Origin of the sequence: Streptomyces sp. B1I3 (assembly GCF_030816615.1) — a bacterium.
In the GTDB taxonomy this organism is placed as follows: Bacteria; Actinomycetota; Actinomycetes; order Streptomycetales; family Streptomycetaceae; genus Streptomyces.
Map to the genome: position 1 here is coordinate 615,264 of NZ_JAUSYD010000001.1, position 16,843 is coordinate 632,106.

Annotated in this window: 15 protein-coding genes, 1 pseudogene and 1 riboswitch; of the genes and pseudogenes, 7 read left to right on the plus strand and 9 right to left on the minus strand. The window is 71.6% G+C overall.

All coding sequences use genetic code 11. The features are described from left to right. The first annotated feature begins 51 nt into the window (after positions 1–51). Positions 52–1,032 (plus strand): PRC and DUF2382 domain-containing protein, encoded by a 981-nt coding sequence (locus QFZ58_RS03110; RefSeq protein WP_307123344.1) that lies wholly within the window; start codon positions 52–54, stop codon positions 1,030–1,032. Positions 1,033–1,271: 239 nt separating this feature from the next. On the opposite strand, the gene QFZ58_RS03115 is transcribed toward QFZ58_RS03110, so the two are convergent. The 8 genes from QFZ58_RS03115 to QFZ58_RS03150 form a co-directional block, all read right to left on the minus strand. Continuing rightward, positions 1,272–2,081 carry an ABC transporter ATP-binding protein gene (locus tag QFZ58_RS03115; protein WP_307123345.1) on the minus strand — a complete coding sequence of 270 codons (810 nt, stop codon included), beginning with the start codon at positions 2,079–2,081 and terminating at the stop codon, positions 1,272–1,274. Further along, positions 2,078–3,085 carry an iron ABC transporter permease gene (locus tag QFZ58_RS03120; RefSeq protein ID WP_307128752.1) on the minus strand — a complete coding sequence of 336 codons (1,008 nt, stop codon included), beginning with the start codon at positions 3,083–3,085 and terminating at the stop codon, positions 2,078–2,080. The genes QFZ58_RS03115 and QFZ58_RS03120 overlap by 4 nt, the downstream gene beginning before the upstream one ends. 185 nt (positions 3,086–3,270) lie before the next feature. Then, a complete protein-coding gene (locus QFZ58_RS03125) occupies positions 3,271–4,344 on the minus strand; it encodes an ABC transporter substrate-binding protein (protein ID WP_373428508.1) in 1,074 nt (357 codons plus the stop codon). 30 nt (positions 4,345–4,374) lie between these two features. Further along, a riboswitch (cobalamin riboswitch) is annotated at positions 4,375–4,562 on the minus strand. 378 nt (positions 4,563–4,940) lie between these two features. Next, a complete protein-coding gene (locus tag QFZ58_RS03130; protein WP_307123347.1) occupies positions 4,941–6,830 on the minus strand; it encodes an acyl-CoA dehydrogenase in 1,890 nt (629 codons plus the stop codon). A gap of 36 nt (positions 6,831–6,866) precedes the next feature. After that, entirely contained in the window at positions 6,867–7,814 is a 948-nt protein-coding gene (locus QFZ58_RS03135; RefSeq protein WP_307123348.1) for a carbohydrate kinase, read from the minus strand. A gap of 137 nt (positions 7,815–7,951) precedes the next feature. Further along, complete coding sequence (locus QFZ58_RS03140) at positions 7,952–8,215, minus strand: type B 50S ribosomal protein L31 (protein ID WP_307123349.1); 264 nt, start codon at positions 8,213–8,215, stop codon at positions 7,952–7,954. A gap of 274 nt (positions 8,216–8,489) precedes the next feature. Beyond that, complete coding sequence (locus tag QFZ58_RS03145) at positions 8,490–9,062, minus strand: dihydrofolate reductase family protein (RefSeq protein WP_307123350.1); 573 nt, start codon at positions 9,060–9,062, stop codon at positions 8,490–8,492. 239 nt (positions 9,063–9,301) lie between these two features. Then, positions 9,302–10,624, minus strand: coding sequence for an MFS transporter (locus QFZ58_RS03150; protein WP_307123351.1), 1,323 nt, complete (start codon positions 10,622–10,624; stop codon positions 9,302–9,304). A gap of 528 nt (positions 10,625–11,152) precedes the next feature. On the opposite strand from QFZ58_RS03150, the gene QFZ58_RS03155 reads away from it, so the two are divergent. Next, on the plus strand, positions 11,153–11,317 hold the full coding sequence (locus QFZ58_RS03155; RefSeq protein WP_307123352.1) for a hypothetical protein: 165 nt from the start codon (positions 11,153–11,155) through the stop codon (positions 11,315–11,317). A 43-nt stretch (positions 11,318–11,360) separates the two neighbouring features. Then, a pseudogene (locus QFZ58_RS03160) lies at positions 11,361–11,708 on the plus strand (MerR family transcriptional regulator); the annotation flags it as partial. A gap of 178 nt (positions 11,709–11,886) precedes the next feature. Here the strand turns inward: QFZ58_RS03160 and QFZ58_RS03165 are convergent. Next, entirely contained in the window at positions 11,887–12,405 is a 519-nt protein-coding gene (locus QFZ58_RS03165; protein ID WP_307123353.1) for a helix-turn-helix transcriptional regulator, read from the minus strand. Positions 12,406–12,525: 120 nt separating this feature from the next. Between QFZ58_RS03165 and QFZ58_RS03170 the strand changes: the two genes are divergently transcribed. The 4 genes from QFZ58_RS03170 (at position 12,526) to QFZ58_RS03185 (ending at position 16,400) form a co-directional block, all read left to right on the plus strand. Further along, entirely contained in the window at positions 12,526–13,017 is a 492-nt protein-coding gene (locus QFZ58_RS03170) for a YbaK/EbsC family protein (protein ID WP_307123354.1), read from the plus strand. A 38-nt stretch (positions 13,018–13,055) separates the two neighbouring features. Further along, positions 13,056–13,790: an SDR family NAD(P)-dependent oxidoreductase gene (locus QFZ58_RS03175; protein WP_307123355.1), complete on the plus strand. Its 735-nt coding sequence runs from the start codon at positions 13,056–13,058 to the stop codon at positions 13,788–13,790. Between the two features lie 808 nt (positions 13,791–14,598). Then, positions 14,599–15,744, plus strand: a complete 1,146-nt coding sequence (locus tag QFZ58_RS03180) for a globin domain-containing protein (RefSeq protein WP_307123356.1) — start codon at positions 14,599–14,601, stop codon at positions 15,742–15,744. Further along, positions 15,741–16,400: a pyridoxamine 5'-phosphate oxidase family protein gene (locus QFZ58_RS03185; protein ID WP_307123357.1), complete on the plus strand. Its 660-nt coding sequence runs from the start codon at positions 15,741–15,743 to the stop codon at positions 16,398–16,400. The genes QFZ58_RS03180 and QFZ58_RS03185 overlap by 4 nt, the downstream gene beginning before the upstream one ends. Positions 16,401–16,843 lie beyond the last annotated feature (443 nt).

Below are 16,843 nucleotides of genomic sequence, written 5' to 3' on the forward strand. Positions count from 1 at the left end.
CCACCCCTGCTGGACCCCCACAGGACGCGCCCGGGCGAGGAGGTATCGGCCATGGGAGCCGCTGACGGTTTCACGGATTCCGGAGAACTCGACGGTCTGACCGTCTACGACAGCGACGGCGAAAAGGTCGGCACTGTGGGGCGGGTGTACGTCGACGACGACACCGGCAAGCCCGACTGGATCACGGTCAAGACCGGCATGTTCGGCATGAAGGAGAGCTTCGTACCGCTTGCCGGAGCCCGCCGAGTGGGTTCCGACCTGCACGTCTCGCATCCGAAGGACCGCGTCAAGGAAGCCCCCCGGGTGGATGCCGACGCGCATCTCTCCGTGTCCGAGGAGGAGGAGCTCTACCGCCATTACGGTCTGTCCAGGAAGGCCGGCGGCAACGCCGGTGCGCGCGGTGAAGGGCGCACCGTGTCCGGGACCGGGACGGGAACCATGGGCGCCGCCGGGGCCGGTACGTCCGGGGCCGCGGGAGCGGCCGGGACCGCACGGACCAGGACCGGCAAGGCGACGACGGCCGGCACCACCGCCGGCACGGGCCGGCACCGCGACACGGAGGCCTCCTCCACGTCGCGTCCGCTCGCCGGTGCCGGAGCGGAACGGTCCGCCGCGGGGAGCCGGGACGAGATGGTCCGTTCCGAGGAACAACTCCTCATCGGCACCGAGGAGTACGAGAGCGGAAAGGCACACCTGCACAAGTACGTCGTGACGGAGAACGTCACCCGCACCGTACCCGTGTCCCATGAGGAAGTGCGCGTGGTCCGTGAGCCCCTGCAGCCCGGCGAGAAGTCGGCGGGGCGGGCGGACATCGGCGAACAGGATGTCGAAGTCACCCTGCACGCGGAACGCGCCACCGTCCGTAAGGACACGGTCCCCGTGGAACGGGTCCGTCTCGAAACCAACAGGGTCACCGAACAGAAGGAAGTCTCCGCCGAACTCCGCAAGGAGAAGATCGACTACGGGGACGGCAAGGACACGGGCAGCGGCAAGGACATGGGCGGCGAGTTCGGCCAGGGCCGGCGCCGCTGACCCCTCACACAGCGGTGACAGGCCGCGCCACGGAAGCGAGGGGCGGACCCGGACGACTTTGCGGGCCCGCCCCTTCGCCACTCCTCACGGTTCGCGCACGCACGGAGGTGAACCGCCCGGGCACGCACGCGGGTCGCGGGCACGGCGGGGCGCCCGGGTCGCGGGCACGGGCACGGACACCCACGCCGAAGTAGGGCACACCGCTGCACGGGACGCCGGCAGGGACCCCGCGCAGACGTTCACGCCGGTCGCGGGACATGGGCGGCGGGCCCCGGCAGGAAGCGCACCGACGGCCGCCCGCCGGGCCCGTCCGCCGTCACCACCGCCCGCACGCGGTAGACCTCACGGATGAGCTCCTCGGTGATCACTTCCGAGGGAGTGCCCGCGGCCACCACGCGGCCCTCGGCCAGGACGGTGATCCGGTCACAGAACATCGCGGCCAGGTTGAGGTCGTGCAGCGCTATCACGGCGGTGACGGGAAGCGCGGCGACCAGGGCGAGCAGCTCCAGCTGGTGCTGGATGTCCAGGTGGTTCGTCGGTTCGTCCAGCAGGAGTTCGCGCGGCTGCTGGGCGAGGGCGCGGGCGATCTGCACGCGTTGGCGCTCACCGCCCGACAGGGTGTGCCAGGACTGTCCGGCCCGGTCGGTGAGTCCGGTGCGCGCCAGCGCGTCGCGTACGGCCTCCTCGTCCTCCCGGCCCGGCGGGGACCAGGCACTGCGGTGCGGGATGCGGCCGAGGCGTACGACGTCCAGCACGCTGAGCTCGACCTGGGTGACCGCGTGCTGGTCGACGACGGCCACGCGCCGGGCGACCGTGCGGCGGCCGGTGTCGGCGAGGGTCCGGCCGTCGAGCGTGACCACGCCGGCGCCCGGGGAGAGGACGCCGGCCAACACGCGCAGCAGCGTCGACTTGCCCGAGCCGTTGGGGCCCAGGAGCCCGACCGTGGCACCGGGCGCCGGAGCCATGCTCACGCCGTCCAGGACGATCCGGCCGCCCGCCTCCCGGCTCACCCGTGCCGCGCGCAGACCCTGGCCGGCGGTGGCCGTCATGTGCTCTTCCGGGTGCGGTGGAGGACGAGGACGAAGGCCGGCACCCCGATGAGGGCGGTGACCACGCCGACCGGTACCTCCTGCGGGTCCAGGACGGTCCGGGCCAGCGTGTCGACCCAGACGAGGAAGACTGCCCCGGCGAGCGCGGTGACGGGCAGCAGCCGCCGGTGACCCGAACCGGTCAGTGCCCGGGCGGCGTGCGGCAGGACCAGGCCCACGAACCCGACGGCCCCCGCGGAGCTGACGAGCGCGGCGGTGAGCAGCGCGGTCGTGCACAGCAGCACGATCCGGGTGCGGGCGACATGGACCCCCAGGGCCGCCGCCGCGTCCTGGCCGAACGCGAAGGCGTCGAGCGTACGGGCGTGCCCGAGGCAGATCAGAAGTGTCACGGCCAGGACCGCGGAACAGAGCCACACATCTGTCCACCCCACCCCGCTGAGGGAGCCGAGCAGCCAGAACAGCACGCCCCGGGTCTGCTCGGCGTCGGCGGCGGTCATGACGACGAAGGAGGTGAGGGCGGAGAAGAGCTGCATGGCCGCCACACCGGAGAGGACGACCCGGTCGGTCGTCCCGCCGAGTGTGTGGCTGAGCAACAGCACGAGGGCGAACGAGCACAGTGCTCCGGCGAAGGCTCCCGCCGAGATCGGCACCGCGCCGCCGCCGACGCCGAGGACCACCACCGCGACGGCGCCGGTGGACGCCCCGGAGGAGACGCCGAGGACGAAGGGGTCGGCGAGCGGGTTGCGCAGCAGGGACTGCATCACGGTGCCGCAGACGGCGAGGCCCCCTCCGCACACCGCTGCGAGCAGGGTGCGGGGCATGCGCAGGTTCCAGATGATGCCGTCCCGGATCGGGGAGAGCCGTGAGTCGCCGGGACCGAGGTGGGCGGCCACCGCGGACCAGACGTCCGGGACGGAGATACGGGCGGGCCCGATCGTGACGGCGACCGCGACCGACAGGAGCAGCAGGGCTGCCCCGCCGCTCCACAGGAGGCCGCCCCGCAGGACTCGGGCACCCGTCGCACGAAGGGCCGGAACAGCACGGAGGGCCGGAACCACAGGGCGGTCCGGAACAGCACGGCGGGCGGGGCCGGTCACGGTGTCCGCGGGGCGGCGCCCGGCCTCGGTCGCGCGGTGGCCGGGGGCCGGTTCCCCGCGCGGTCCCGTGCCCGGGACGCGTTCGGTGTCCGTCACCCCGCGAGCCCGAAGGAGCGCAGTCCGGCGGCGACGCGCTCCACGCCCTCGACGGTCCGGACGGTCGGGTTCATGGCCTGGCCGCTGAGCAGCACGTACCGCTTGTGCCGGACGGCGTCCATGTTCTTCGTGGCGGGGTTGGACTCCAGGAACTCGATCTTCTTCTCGGCGCTTTCGGCGGTCTGCGACTGCCGGGTGAGGTCACCGATGACCAGGACGTCGGGGTTGCGGTCCGCGACGGTCTCCCAGTTGATCTGGGGCCACTCCTCGTGGGTGTCGTCGAAGACGTTCTTCGCCCCGAGTTCTCCGGTGATGATGCCGGGGGCTCCGCAGCATCCCGCCATGTACGGCGCCTCGGAGTTGGCGAACCAGTAGAGCAGCGTGGCGTGGGAGGCGTCGATGCCCGCGGTCGCCCTGCCGACACGGTCCCGGAGGCCGGCGACGAGCTCGTCGCCCTTCTCCTTCACTCCGAACACCCGGGCGAGGTCGTGCACTTCGGCGTAGACGCTGTCCATGGTCAGGGGTCTCGTACGGGAGCCGTCACCGCTGCCCGTGTTGTCCTTCGCCGCACAGTCGGCGGGCGACACGTAGGTCGGCACTCCGAGCCCCTCGAACTGCTCGCGGGGCGCGACGCCGCCTTTGCCGAGCGTCGATTCGAACGAGGCACTGACAAAATCGGGTTCCTTGTCGAGGACCTTCTCGAAGGAGGGGCGGTTCTCCGCGATGCGGGGGACCTTCGCGCCGGCCTTCTCCAGACCCTTCATCACCGGGTCGGTCCAGGTGGCGGTGCCGGCCAACCGGTCGCCGAGGCCCAGGGAGAGCAGGATCTCCGTCGATCCCTGGTCCAGGGAGACCGCGCGGTCCGGGGCCCTCTCGACCGTCACCGTCCGGCCGCAGTTCTCCAGCTCCACCGGGTAGCCGGCGCCGCCGTCCCGGCCGGCTCCGGCCGACGGTCCGCCGCTGCCCGGCCCGCACGCGGTCAGCAGGGCGAGCCCGGCGGTGAACAGGGCGGTTCGGCGTACGGTGCTGGCTATGGGCGGCACGGAGTCCCTTTGCGTCTCAGGGCTCATGCGCGGAGCCCGGTACGGAGTCCGCCCCCCGGCGGGGGAACGGGTGCCAGCAGGTCTTCGGACTCGGGTTCGTCCGGACGGAGCGCCTTCCCGGGGCACCCGAGGGTGTCCCAGTGGCCGTGGCCCCGCCCGTCCCCCTCACCGCTGCGCGTCAGCTCCGGATTCTCACCGGATTCCCTGACTCCACGTGGAGTGTGACTGGCGTCTGCAAGCTATCACGCAGTCCGGCGAGGGCTTGCGGGCCTGAGGCCGGTACGGCGGGGAGGGCATCCCCCGCCGCACCGGCCGTCCGGCCGGTCAGCGCTTGCGGTGAACCGATTCGCCGACCTCGGCCTGCGGTGTGCGGCGCCGGCGGGCGAGCAAGGAGACCGTGCCCCAGTACACCGTCAGGACCGCCCGCAGTGCGAGGACTTCGAGGGCCTCGCGTACACCGGCACGGCACGTTCCGCGTCTCTCGGTGCCCGGAACGGGATTCCTGGTGCCCTGTACGCGGCCCCCGGTGCCCGGGACGGGTTTCTCGGCGCCCGGTACGGGTCCCTCTGTGCCCGGGTCCGCTCGGTTCGGGCCTCCGCCTGTACGCGCGTACCGTCCGCCGTTCACCGCGCGTCCTGCGGGGAGCCTGCGGGGCGGCCGTGCCAGGGGGCGTCGGGGTCGTCGTAGGCGTCGGCGTAGCCGGGCCCCGCGATCGGCCAGTCGGCGAGCAGTTCATGGGGCAGGGCGAAGGAGTCGGCCAGTTCGCGGGCGTGCGCGGCGACCGCCGCGATCAGCTCCTCGGTGGCCTCGGGCAGGGCGTCGACCTGATCGCGGGTCAGCAGGCCGGCGGCCAGCAGATCGCCACTGTTGCGGGCCACCCACTCGACGGCGAACAGCCGCTCCAGCTCCGCCAGCCGTTCGCGCGCGGCCCCTTCGGGCAGCGCGGCGCGGGCCTGGGCGTACGCCTCGGCCGCTTCCCGGTAGGCGTGCGCCTCGACCGCGCGCAGGGCGGGCCCGGCGGCCGCGTTCCACCGCCCGAGTGTGTCCTTGTCAGCGGCCCGCAGCATGCGCTGCCGGGCCCGCTCGAACCAGATGCCCTGCACGGCGGTGAGCAGTGCGCCGAGGAAGCCCGGGTCGGCCAGGTCCCCCGTGGCGGCGGGTGCAGCATCCGGCCCCGGCCCGGGCCGGGCACCCCGCGGACCGGCCGCGGTGGCGTCGATCCCGGCGAGGAGCATGTCGGCCGCGGCCTTGGCGTGCAGGGCGAGGTTGTCGCCCTCCGCCGTGATGGCGCCTTCCACCCCGGTGACCAGTTCCGTCATGCCGTTGTTCTCCAGCAACGCCTGGGCTCCGCAGCGTTCGCGGCACTGGACGATGACGGCGCGGGCCTGCCAGGTGATCCACCCCTTGGCGACCGCGACCAGCCGCTCCGCCTCTGCCCTGCTCTCCTCGCCACAGCCCTCCCACCGGTCGAGTACCCGGCGGTGGAGCAGGCTCATGGCGAAGACCGTCGCCATGGCCGAGGCGAGTGGCCCGTGGTGCGTGCGGTGGGCGTTGACCGGGACGGGACGCGTGCCCCGGGGCCCGGAGACCATCCGGTGACCGCCGTAGCGGACCGCGACCGCCAGTGTCGCGCGGGCCGTGCCCGCCGCGCATGCGCTCATGGAGATCCTGCCGGAGGTGACCCGGCCGATGGAGGTCAGGAAGCGGCGCCGGCGCCCGCCTGGAGTACTGGTGAACATCCCCGTGCCGGCGTCCTCCTCACGCGCTCCCAGCAGCGCGTCCCGCGCCACGAACAGCTGGTCGAACGACGTGAGGCAATGGTCCACCGGGCTGCCCATCCGGGCCGGCAGCCGGCGGACCCGGACACCGGGCAGGGCCTGTACGTCGTCGGTGAGCGGCACGAGGAAGAGCCGGATCCCGTGGTCCGTGCCGTCGGCCATCAGCCGCGCCGCGACCAGCCCGGACTTGGCCCCGCCCGCCGGGCTGGTGTTGGGCATGAACTTCTGCGCCCCCGCGTGCGGGGTGTGCAGGACGAAGCCGTCCCGTGCGGGGTGGTACGTCGCGGTGGTCTCCATGGCCGCCGCGTCGTTGCCGTGCGCCACCTCCGTACAGAGGAAGGTCCCGATCCGGCGCATCGCCAGGTAGTCCGACAGATCGCGGTGACCGACCACATCGTGGTCGAGGATGCTGCCGAGGAACAGGTTGTAGTGGATGCCCGCGACGGTGGTGAGCGCGGGGTCGACCGGCCCGAGCCATTCGTGCAGCGCGGCGAGGGCGCGCGGGTCGGCGGCGAGACGTGCTCCGTTGTCGAGCGAGCGGTTGAGGATCCGCAGTCGTTCATAGGCGAGATCCAGCCTCTCCTCGGGCGTTCCGCCGGCGGGGCGGCGGAACGGTTCTGTGCTGATCAGCCGCTGCCAGAACCCGTGCTCACGGGGGTGTGCCGGGCCGAGGAGGACGCCGGTCAGCAGATCGGCGGTGGACGCTGGGACAGCGTCGGTAAGGGTCACGGTCATAAAGAAGTGAACGACCGGGACACGGGCGAGGACACCTCACCATTTCGGGGCAGGTGCGCTGGTCAGCGCCACGGCGAGCTCCTCCTCGTCGGGAGGCAGGGCGCCGGCCCGTGCGACGGTCACCGCGGCCGACGCCACGGCGTGGCGCAGCACGTCCCCCAGGGTTTCGGCGTCGAGGGAGTGCAGACGTGCGCGGCCCTGCTCGCCGAGCAGTCCGTGCGAGTCCAGGGCGTGCAGCGCACCGGACATGAAGGCGTCACCCGCCCCCACGGTGTCCGCCACCGGGACCTGGGCCGCACCGACGGTCACGGCCGCGCCGGGAAGGAGGGCCGTCGCTCCGCCGGCTCCGCGCGTGACGAACACGGCCGCCGGACCCGAGCGCAGCCATCGCCCGGCGGCCACCTCCGGGGCCTCGTCCGGGTACAGCCACCGCAGGTCCTCGTCGCTGGCCTTGACGACGTCGCTGAGGGCGACGCAGCGCTCCGCCCTGCGTACGGCAAGGGCGTGGTCCCCCATCAGGTCGGGGCGGACGTTGGGGTCGTAGCTGACGGTCGCGGCCCGGCGGAGTTGCCCGACGGTCTCCAGTACGGTGCCGGCCCCCGGCTCCATGGCGGTGGCGATGGAACCCGTGTGGAGGTGCTGGTACGGCCCCCCGGTCGCCGTCGGGGCCAGCGTCCAGGTGATGTCGAAGGTGTACGTGGCCCCGCCGGCGTCGTCGAGGGCGACCGCGGCGGCCGGGGTGGGCGCGCCGGAGCCGTCGGTGCGCACCCGGACCCCGGCCGAGGCGAGGTGGTCCCTGATCAGCCGTCCGTTGGCGTCCGGGCCGAGCTGGGTGAGCAGGGTGGTGTCGCGGCCCAGCCGGGCCAGGCCGTAGGCGACGTTCGCGGGGCTCCCGCCGGGATGGGTCCGGTCGGCCGCGCCCGGCAGCCGGACGATGTCGGCGACGCATTCGCCGATGACCAGCAAGGGGTGTCTGTCGAGCATGGGGTGGGTCTCCTGGGAACGCCGGCGAAAGTGTCCGGCGGCACACGGCCGCCACGGAACACACTGCCGCCGATTCTGCCCCGTGCACAGGGAGTGCGGGTGAGAGTGCCGGGGTCACCTCGGATCCCGCCCCGGCGTCAGGGGGCGTCCTTGCGCCCTTCCTCCCCGTACCGCCGCTCGAACTTGGCGACCTGCCCCTCGGTGTCGACCACCCGTGCCTCGCCGGTGAAGAACGGGTGGCTCTCCGCGGAGATCTCCACGTCGACGACGGGGTAGGTGTTGCCGTCGTCCCAGTCGATCGTCCGCTCGCTCGACGCGGTGGACCGGGTCAGGAAGGCGTAGCCGGCGGAACGGTCGCGGAAGACCACGGGACGGTACGACGGGTGCTTGTCCTTCTGCATGGCTGCTCCTGGGGATACGGGGATCTCACGTCCCGGCTTCGGGCCAGCCTCGCGAACGCCGGGAGCCGACGCGATCCGGCACGTCCGTACGGAGCAGTGGGCGGCCGTGCCGTACCGCCGGTGGCCCGGCCGTGCCGGACTCGTCGTCGACGCGTGCACCGCGCTCCCCGGGCGCCCCGCCGGACGCCTCTTCGGTCCCGCCGCCGGGAGGCACGGCCCGAGACGCGTAGCCGGACCTCGTGGCGGGCCGGGGCGTCCCCTGGCGGAGTTTCCGTCAGCGGACGACGTCGAAGACGTTCTTCTGCAGGCCGTTGGCGTAGGCCTCGTGCTCGACGAGCTTCAGCTTCTGCGTGTCCTTGTCCGTGGCGCTGAAGAGCCGCTTGCCCGCGCCGAGCAGCAGCGGGAAGACGATGAGGTGGTAACGGTCGATCAGGCCGGCGTCGGACAGTGCCTGGTTCAGCGAGGCGCTGCCGTGGACGATGATCGGCCCGCCCTCCGTCTCCTTCAGTGCGGCGACCTCGTCGAGGGACCGCAGAATCGTCGTCTCGCCCCAGTTCGGCACCAGGCCGTCCTCGGTGAGCGTGGTGGAGACGACGTACTTCGGCATCGCCTTGTAGCCGGCGAAGTCCTCCATGTCGGGCCAGACGGGGCTGAACGCCTCGTAGCTGGTGCGGCCCATCAGCATCGCGGTGGCTTCCTCCTGCTCCCGGCCCTTGAGTTCGAAGGCCTCGGGGAGGAACTCGACGTCCTTGAAGGTCCACCCCGAGTTCCGGTAACCGGGCTCGCCGCCCGGGGCCTCAACGACACCGTCGAGCGACATGAAGGCGGTGCTGATCAGGGTACGCATTTCAGGTTCCTCGGTATCTCGTGTCCGGATCTCAGCGGGTTCGGCCGGTGCGCCCTCCGCCACCTCGCGGCCGCGGTGCACCAACTCATGATCTATGACTGCGGAGCACACAGGAACTCATCGGCTGTCGTCCGCCCGTTCACTCAAGAGCCGAGCAGGGTCAGGGACCGGCGGCTGTGCGGGCCCGGGCGTCGGGACACCCCGGGGCGGCACGCACCACCGCACGCACGCCGGCCGCCCTACGCCACGGGGGCAGGGACAGGCGGGGTGCGGCGGGTCCACAGAGCCGCTCCCGCCAGCAGGGCCGCCGCGCCGAGCAGCCACGGCAGGGGGCCCGCGGGCAGCGCGCCGATGACGAGTCCGCCGGTCGCCGCGACGAGTTGCAGGGCGAGGGACTGCACGGACAGCGCGGTCGCGCGTCCCGCCGAGCCGACACGGCGGTGCAGCAGGTCGCTCTCGCTGGGCCCGGCGGCCCCGAGACCCAGGTGCACCAGGGCGTACCCGGTGGCCGCCAACGTGAGCGCGAGTGCCCCGGTGGAGAGCACGGTGCCGGCGATGAGCAGGAGGCCGGTACCGCCGGCCGCGAGGCTCACGAGGACGGCGCGCTCGCTGCCTCCCGCCAGTCGGGCGACGAGCGGCGCCGCGTGGCTGCCGAGTGCCGAACAGACGAACCCGGCGGTGGCCAGACCGGCGAACAGCACCGCACCGGCCTCGGCCGTTCCGGCGAGCTCCGCGGCGCGTCCGGGGGTGAGCAGTTCGAGGGCCGCCAGCGCCGTGCCCGCGGCACTCGCGGTCATCAGGATGCGGCGGACGGTTGCGTCCCTGGCACCGAGCCGCATCCCCCCGGCAACGGCCGCAGGGACGCCCCGCAGTACACCCCGCAGGGTGGCGGGAGGGCGGGGAGGTTCGCGCAGGGCCACCAGCACGTGGGCCACGAAGGCGATCTCGACGAGCACTCCCAGGAGGGCGGGAACGGAGAGGGGCAGGACGAGGCCCGAGGTGTACGCGCGCAGCCGGGATGCCAGGTCCGGGCCCAGGCCCAGCAGCCACGGCAGCGCGCCGCCGGCCAGCGTGCCGAGTGCGAGGGCCGCCGACGAGGCGGTGCTGCCGCGTGCCAGTCCTGTCCGGAGATCGGCGTCCGGGCCGGAGTGCGCGTGCACGGTGTCGACGTACCAGGCCTCGGCCGGTCCGCTGGAGAGCGCGCGGGCCGCGCCCATGAACGCCATGCCGAGGGCGATGGCCCATCCGGTCGTGCCGAGGCCTATGAGGAGGAGGGCGCCCACGTCGAGTACGCCGGCGCCGGCCAGGACGGGGCGGCGGCCGATGACGTCGCACAGGCCGCCGGTGGGGAGTTCCAGGGCGGCGGCCGTGAGCGAATGCGCGGCCATGACCGCGGCGACCGCGGTGAGGCCGAGGCCTCGTTCGGTGAAGAGCAGCACCATGGGCGCCAGGGCCAGGCCCATGGGAAGCCAGAAGAGGAAGGATGCGGCGACGAACCGGCGGCGCGCGGTGCGTTCGTCGAGCCGGCCGGGGAATGCGACGGCCTGCGGCGGCGTGGTCACCGGCCGCCTGCGTCCGGGTCCGTGGGGGCGTGGGCCGCGGAGTCCGGGACTGCGGAGGCCGGGGCGGGGCCCTCGGGTACGGCGGAATCGGGTGGGGCGGCGTCGAGTGCGTCGGGTGCAGGGGTCCGGCCCGCGGCCAGGGGGAGGCCACGGCGAGCACGGCCGCGACGAGCGCCCACACCGCGTAGACGGTCCACGCTCCGCCGGTGGTCCACGGGAAGACGGTCGGGGCGTGGCCGACCGCTGTGAGTCGGAGCCACGCCTGGAAGGGCATGGCGTGGTCGGCGACCGCCGACCAGTGGCGGCCGTCGGTGAAGACCAGCGGCAACACAAGGATGACCGCGACCGAGACGATCATGGTGGCCGCGGTCTGCCGGACGAGGGCGCCGAGTGCGAGGCCGGCGAGTACGCACACCGGCGCGAGGAGCGCGGACGCCAGGACGACGCGCAGGGCGCCCGGGTCGCTGATCGAGACGCCCACCTCCCGGCGGTCGAGGATCGCCTGGGTCGGAGCAAGCCGACGAGAGTGTGATCGCGGGCGAGGTCATCGAGCACAAGACCGAAGTTGCCGTGGATACCGCCTCCGGCGCCGTGGGCGAGCAGCAGCGCGGGGCCGCTGCCCTTCACGACGACATCGAGGCGGGGAACGGGAAGTGCTTGTTCGGTGGTCATGCCGACGACGCTGAACTCTGACGTCAGTGTCAGAGTCAAGCCGCACACATCGGAGACGAACCACGTGCGCATGCAGGAGATGGTCCGGCGCACCGGAGTCAATGAGCGGCTGCTGCGCTATTACGAACAGCAGGGATTGCTGGCACCGGACCGACTGTCGAGCGGCTATCGGATCCACAGCGATACGGATGTGGAAACGGTGCGCCCTATCCGGTGCTTGCTGGCGGCGGGGCTCCCGACGTCCCTGATCGCCCAGGTCCTGCCCTGCATCACGGTTGACGACGATCGCATCATGCCCACCTGCCCGGACCTGGTCGCCCAGTTGCAGCAGGAACACGAGAGGATCAGCCGCGCCATCGAGGAGTTGCAGGCATCCCGCGCGATGCTCGGCACCATCATCACCGAGGCACCGCCCCAGAACGGCGAGGAGGCACCGCGAAAGCTCCGGGCCAGGCAGCGCCGATCTCCGACAGCCACGGCCACAGTGAATACCGCGTGGCCTGAGGCGATCAGGGGAGGGCACCACTCTCCTTGTGCCCGGGTACAGCAGGCGCCGACATCTGTCGAACCGGTGCGGAAGCGGTGACGGATCACTGGGGGTGGCGCACGATCAGCAGAGCCTCGACGTCTCCGGACGGTGCTTCGTAGACATGCGGAACGTCGGCGGCCCAACTGCCGTGCATGCCCGGACCGATCAGGGCGGGAGCGGAGAGTCCACCGACGCGTGCGGTGCCGTCGAGGACGATGATGTGCTCTGTCGTGCCGGGGGCGTGGCCGGCGGACTCCTGCGTCGTTCCGGCGCGGATGCGCACCCGGTAGGTCTCCGTGACCGCAGCGGCAGCCTCGAAGCGCTCGGTGAGAACAGCGTCCACGGCATGACCGGAGACTTCGGCGGGAAACGCAAGGTTGTGCAGCGCCGTGCTGAGGGGCACTTTGAGGGCCGTCGTCAGGGCGTAGAGCGTTTCCAGAGTGGGATTGCGCCGACCGCTCTCCAACTCGGACAGCGTCCCCTTGCCGATCTTGGACCTACGGGCAAGCTCGGACAGCGACATGCCCTGCGCCTCGCGCAAGTCCCGCAGGCGCAACCCGACGCGGGCGGCCAGGTCCATGGTGCCCACCTTTTTTGCCGAGGCCGGTTGATTCATTGCCACAGGAACCCCTATCGTTCCACATACAGAACGTTCTGTATGTGGAACACGTCATGATGCGACCTCTATCAAGGAGTTCCCATGGTGCCTCGGCAAAGCACGTCACTGCCTGTTCGCAGCATCCAGGTGGCCCGCGTCCTCGCTGCGGCCGGCGTCGCTGGTCAGGTACGCGAACTTGCGGATGCGACGCGCACGGCCGCCGAGGCCGCCTCGGCTCTGGGATGCGACGTGGGCGCTATCGCCAACAGCCTCGTATTCATCTCCGACGATGAAGCCGTTATGGTTCTGACCAGCGGTCGGCACAAAGTGGACACCACTGCCCTCGCCGCCCGGTGGGGCCGTGGCGAACTCCGCCGCGCCTCCCCGGAACAGGTACGTCAGGCAACCGGACAGGCGATCGGCGGCGTGGCTCCCGTCGGTCACCCGCGCGCCCTTCCCACCGTGGTCGACACAGCACTGGCCGACTACGCGCAGGTCTGGGCTGCGGCCGGCACTCCCCGCACAGTCTTCCCTACCACCACCAGCGAGCTTGTCCGGCTCACAGGTGGACTCCTGCTCCCTGTCAGCTCGTGACGGGGTCCCCGGGCGCGGCGTCGGATCTGTCCGGGCGGGTGGCGCTGGTCACCGGAGGCTCGAGCGGGCTCGGCCGAGCCATCGCGCTGGGCCTGGCGTCCGCAGGATGCACGACGGTGGTGGCCGGCCGGCGGCTGGAGGCATGCCGTCAGACGGCGGCCGAGATCACCGCTCGGACGGGCGGTGCCTCCCTGGGACTCGCCTGCGATGTCACCGAGGAGAACGAGGTCCGCCATCTCGTGGACAAGGTCCTCACAAAGTATGGCCGTGTGGACGTGCTCGTGACCAGCGCCGGAGTTCAGGCCCGAGGCGAGCTCGGCGCGCTCGATGCCGCCACGTTGCGTCGCTGCCTGGATGTCAATGTCGTCGGAACCTACCTCGCCTGCCAGGCGGTCGTGCCTGCGATGCGGAGGGCCGGGTACGGCCGCATCGTCACCATGGCCAGCGCACTCGGGCTCGTCGGCGCCGCAGGCCGGGCAGGCTACGCAGCCAGCAAAGGCGCGGTCGTCCAACTCACCCGTAGCCTCGGCGTCGAACTCGCCGGCACCGGCATCTGTGTCAACGCGCTGGCCCCGGGCCCCTTTCGCACCCCACTGAACGACAGCGTCGATGACGACCTGCGGGTACGGGACTTCCTCGATCACCAGGTCCCCATGGGGCGTTGGGCCGACCCGGAAGAACTCGTCGGCGCGGCAGTCCTTCTGGCCGGCCCAGCGGCTTCATACCTCACGGGCACCATACTTCCGGTCGACGGCGGCTGGACAGCCCACTGACACGCACGGCGCCGTCACAGCGATACAGGTGGGCCCAACGGAAGACTGCCCTGCCCTGTCCCTTTCATGCGGCGTCGTACACCCTTCGTGCATGTGTGGCTCTTGGGTCACTGCTCATTCCGACTGCCCAGCCCCGTGATCCCACGCGCTGAGCGAAACGAACCACCCGCGAAACCTCTCTCAACCGCTGCACGGCCGCACAAGCCGGCCGAGCAGCCCTCGCCTCGCTGCCCGGCCCCCGCGCCGGCGGCGCCCCCCGCCCCGTCGGCCTCACAGCAGCCGCCCCCGAACGCCTGGCCGTCTACGACCGACGAGCCGGCTGCCCTCGGGACCGGCCAGATCACGCCACGGGCGATGTGCGGCATCGGGATGCCCGACCGGCGCAGCGCGTGGGCGTGAAGAATCGCGGAGGAACCGACTGCCACGACAGCCAAGTGGTCGAACCTATGTGGTCAGAGCACTGGTACGACAACGGGGCCAGGGCCCTCACCGTCATGAGCTTCCTGTCTCATCGATGATGCCGGCGGCGGGTTCCAGGGGTGCTCGTTCGGCCTCACGGCGTGGCGTGCACAATGTTGCGTCAGCTGATCACGCTTCACTGCTCATGGTCTGCCGGAGTTTGAGGCCCCCTCACGATTGCGAAGCCGTTCTTGTCTGCACATCCGTTCAACCTGGTCGCCCCGCCGTCTGGCGCGGCCCCTTCCTCCCCCCACCCGTCTCCCGCGCGAGCCCCAGTTCTTTTCCGTCTGCCGTCGGACGGTGACTGGAGATGATGCCGATACCGCCCACGAGCCGGGAGGTCTCCTTGGTGCGCTCCAGCCTGACGGTGGTCGCACCGCAGGCCACGGAGCTGACGGTGTACTTCTACGCCATCCTCTTCGCCCGTTATCCCGAGGTCCGCAGCCTGTTTCCCGACAACATGGACGTCCAGCGTGATCGACTGCTGCGTGGGCTGCTGCGCATCATCGACCTGGTCGACGACGTTGACAACCTTGTCAAATTCTGTTCCCGGCTGGGGCGCGACCACCGCAAGTTCGGGACCATGGACGCCCACTACCCCGCGGTGGGGGAATGTCTGCTGGCCGCCGTGGCCCGCTATGCGGGGCCGGCCTGGAACGACGAGGTCGCCGCCGCCTGGACCCGCTCGTACTCCCTCGCTGCCCACGTGATGATTGCGGCCGCGGCCGATGACATGCGCCTGCGCCCGGCCACCTGGGAGGCGCAGATCATCCACCATGCGTACCGCGGGCACGGGATCGCCGAGATCACCGTGCGCCCCGATCTGCCTTACCCCTTCGTGGCCGGGCAGTACGTGAGCATGGAAACCCCGTGGCATCCTCGTGCCTGGCGGCACTACTCCCCCTGCCACCCGCCGCGTTCGGATGGCACCCTCACCTTCCATGTGCGGGCTGTACCCGATGGGCTGGTGAGCAGTGCGTTGGTGTATCACGGAACGCCCGGTCATGTCGTGCGACTGGGGCCGCCGCAGGGCGACATGACGCTCGCTTCGGCAGGCGACCGTGATCTGGTGTGTGTGGCGGGCGGTACCGGCCTCGCACCGATTCGCGCCTTGCTGGAGGAAGCAGCCACTCACGAAATGCGCCGATACGTCGACCTCTTCGTCGGGGCCCGCACCGCCGAGGAGCTCTACGGCCTCGATGACATGCTGCGCATGGCCCAGCGCCACTACTGGTTGACTGTCCGCGCCTGCGTTTCCCACCAGGAGATTCCCGGCCAGCAGGGCACGCTCCCGCAGGTCCTGCGCGAGTTCGGGCCCTGGGACCGGCACGAGGCCTTTCTCTGCGGCCCGCCCGTCATGGTCACCACAGCCGTTGACACCCTCCTGCGCCAGGGCACACCACGGGCTCACATCCATCACGACCCGCTCGACACCCCTGTGCTCACCGCCCCCCTCACTCCCCCACGACCCGGTCTGGAGAACGACCCCCTGTGACGCATCACGATGCCACCCCCTCGCACGGAGAGCGCCAGCTGCAGGCCCACCTGGGTAGCCGGGAGCGGGCCGACGCCTTCTACGACCGGCAGGTTCACGCGCACCTCACTGCGGCCATGCGCGACTTCATCCACCGCCAGTCCATGGTTTTCCTCTCCACCGCGGACGCCCGCGGGCAGTGCGATGCCACCTTCCGCGCCGGTCCGCCCGGCTTCGTCGTCGTTCTGGACGACCGGACCCTTGCCTACCCCGAGTACCGTGGCAACGGCGTCCTCGCCAGCGCGGGCAACATCACCGAGAATCCGCACATCGGACTGCTGTTCATGGATTTCACCCAGGATCACATCGGACTGCACGTCAACGGCTCCGCGGGGCTCGTCGGTGATCACGACCTGCGTGGCGCCCACCCCTGGATACCGGCCGACACCGCCCCTGGCCGCAGGCCCGTGCTGTGGACCCTGATCAGCGTCCACGAGGCTTATGTGCACTGCTCCAAACACATCCCGCACCTCGAACCCGCGCCCCGCGCGTTGTCCGCGCGCACACGCCCCAAGGACGCCGACTACTTCACCGAGAGCACCGCCCCCACCGTCGTCTCCGAGCCCGACCACGGCAGGCCTCTCGAGCACCCTCACGCCGGGAAGGCCGATTACTGAGCAGGAGCCGACCGCTGCGGCCGAAGTCGGCCGGTTTCCCGCGCCTGCTGGGTGGTCCACGCGTTCGGGCAGGGCGCCGCGTGCATGGCTGCGCGCACCAAAGTTCCCGGTCGTTACGCGCATTGCGCTCCGGGCCGTCTCCACCGGACCGGCGACAGCCCCTGACGGGCCGCCCACACGGTACGGAAGCCGGCCCACGCCGTGCTGCGTAACAGGTCCGGGGCCGGTCCAGTGACAACGCCTACCGGCAGGTCGCGCGGCACCGCCCGGACTCCGGCCCGGCACGGCAAGGTGGACAGCGGTTGCGCGCTCGGCCCTGCCCGGCCGCTGGACAGCGCCAACCCTCCTGTGGCTTCCGGGACGGCACCCCCACACCTCCCGGAAGCCACAGCACCACAACCCGCCCAGCCCGAGGTGCTGTACGCGATGTCTCCTGGCGCGCC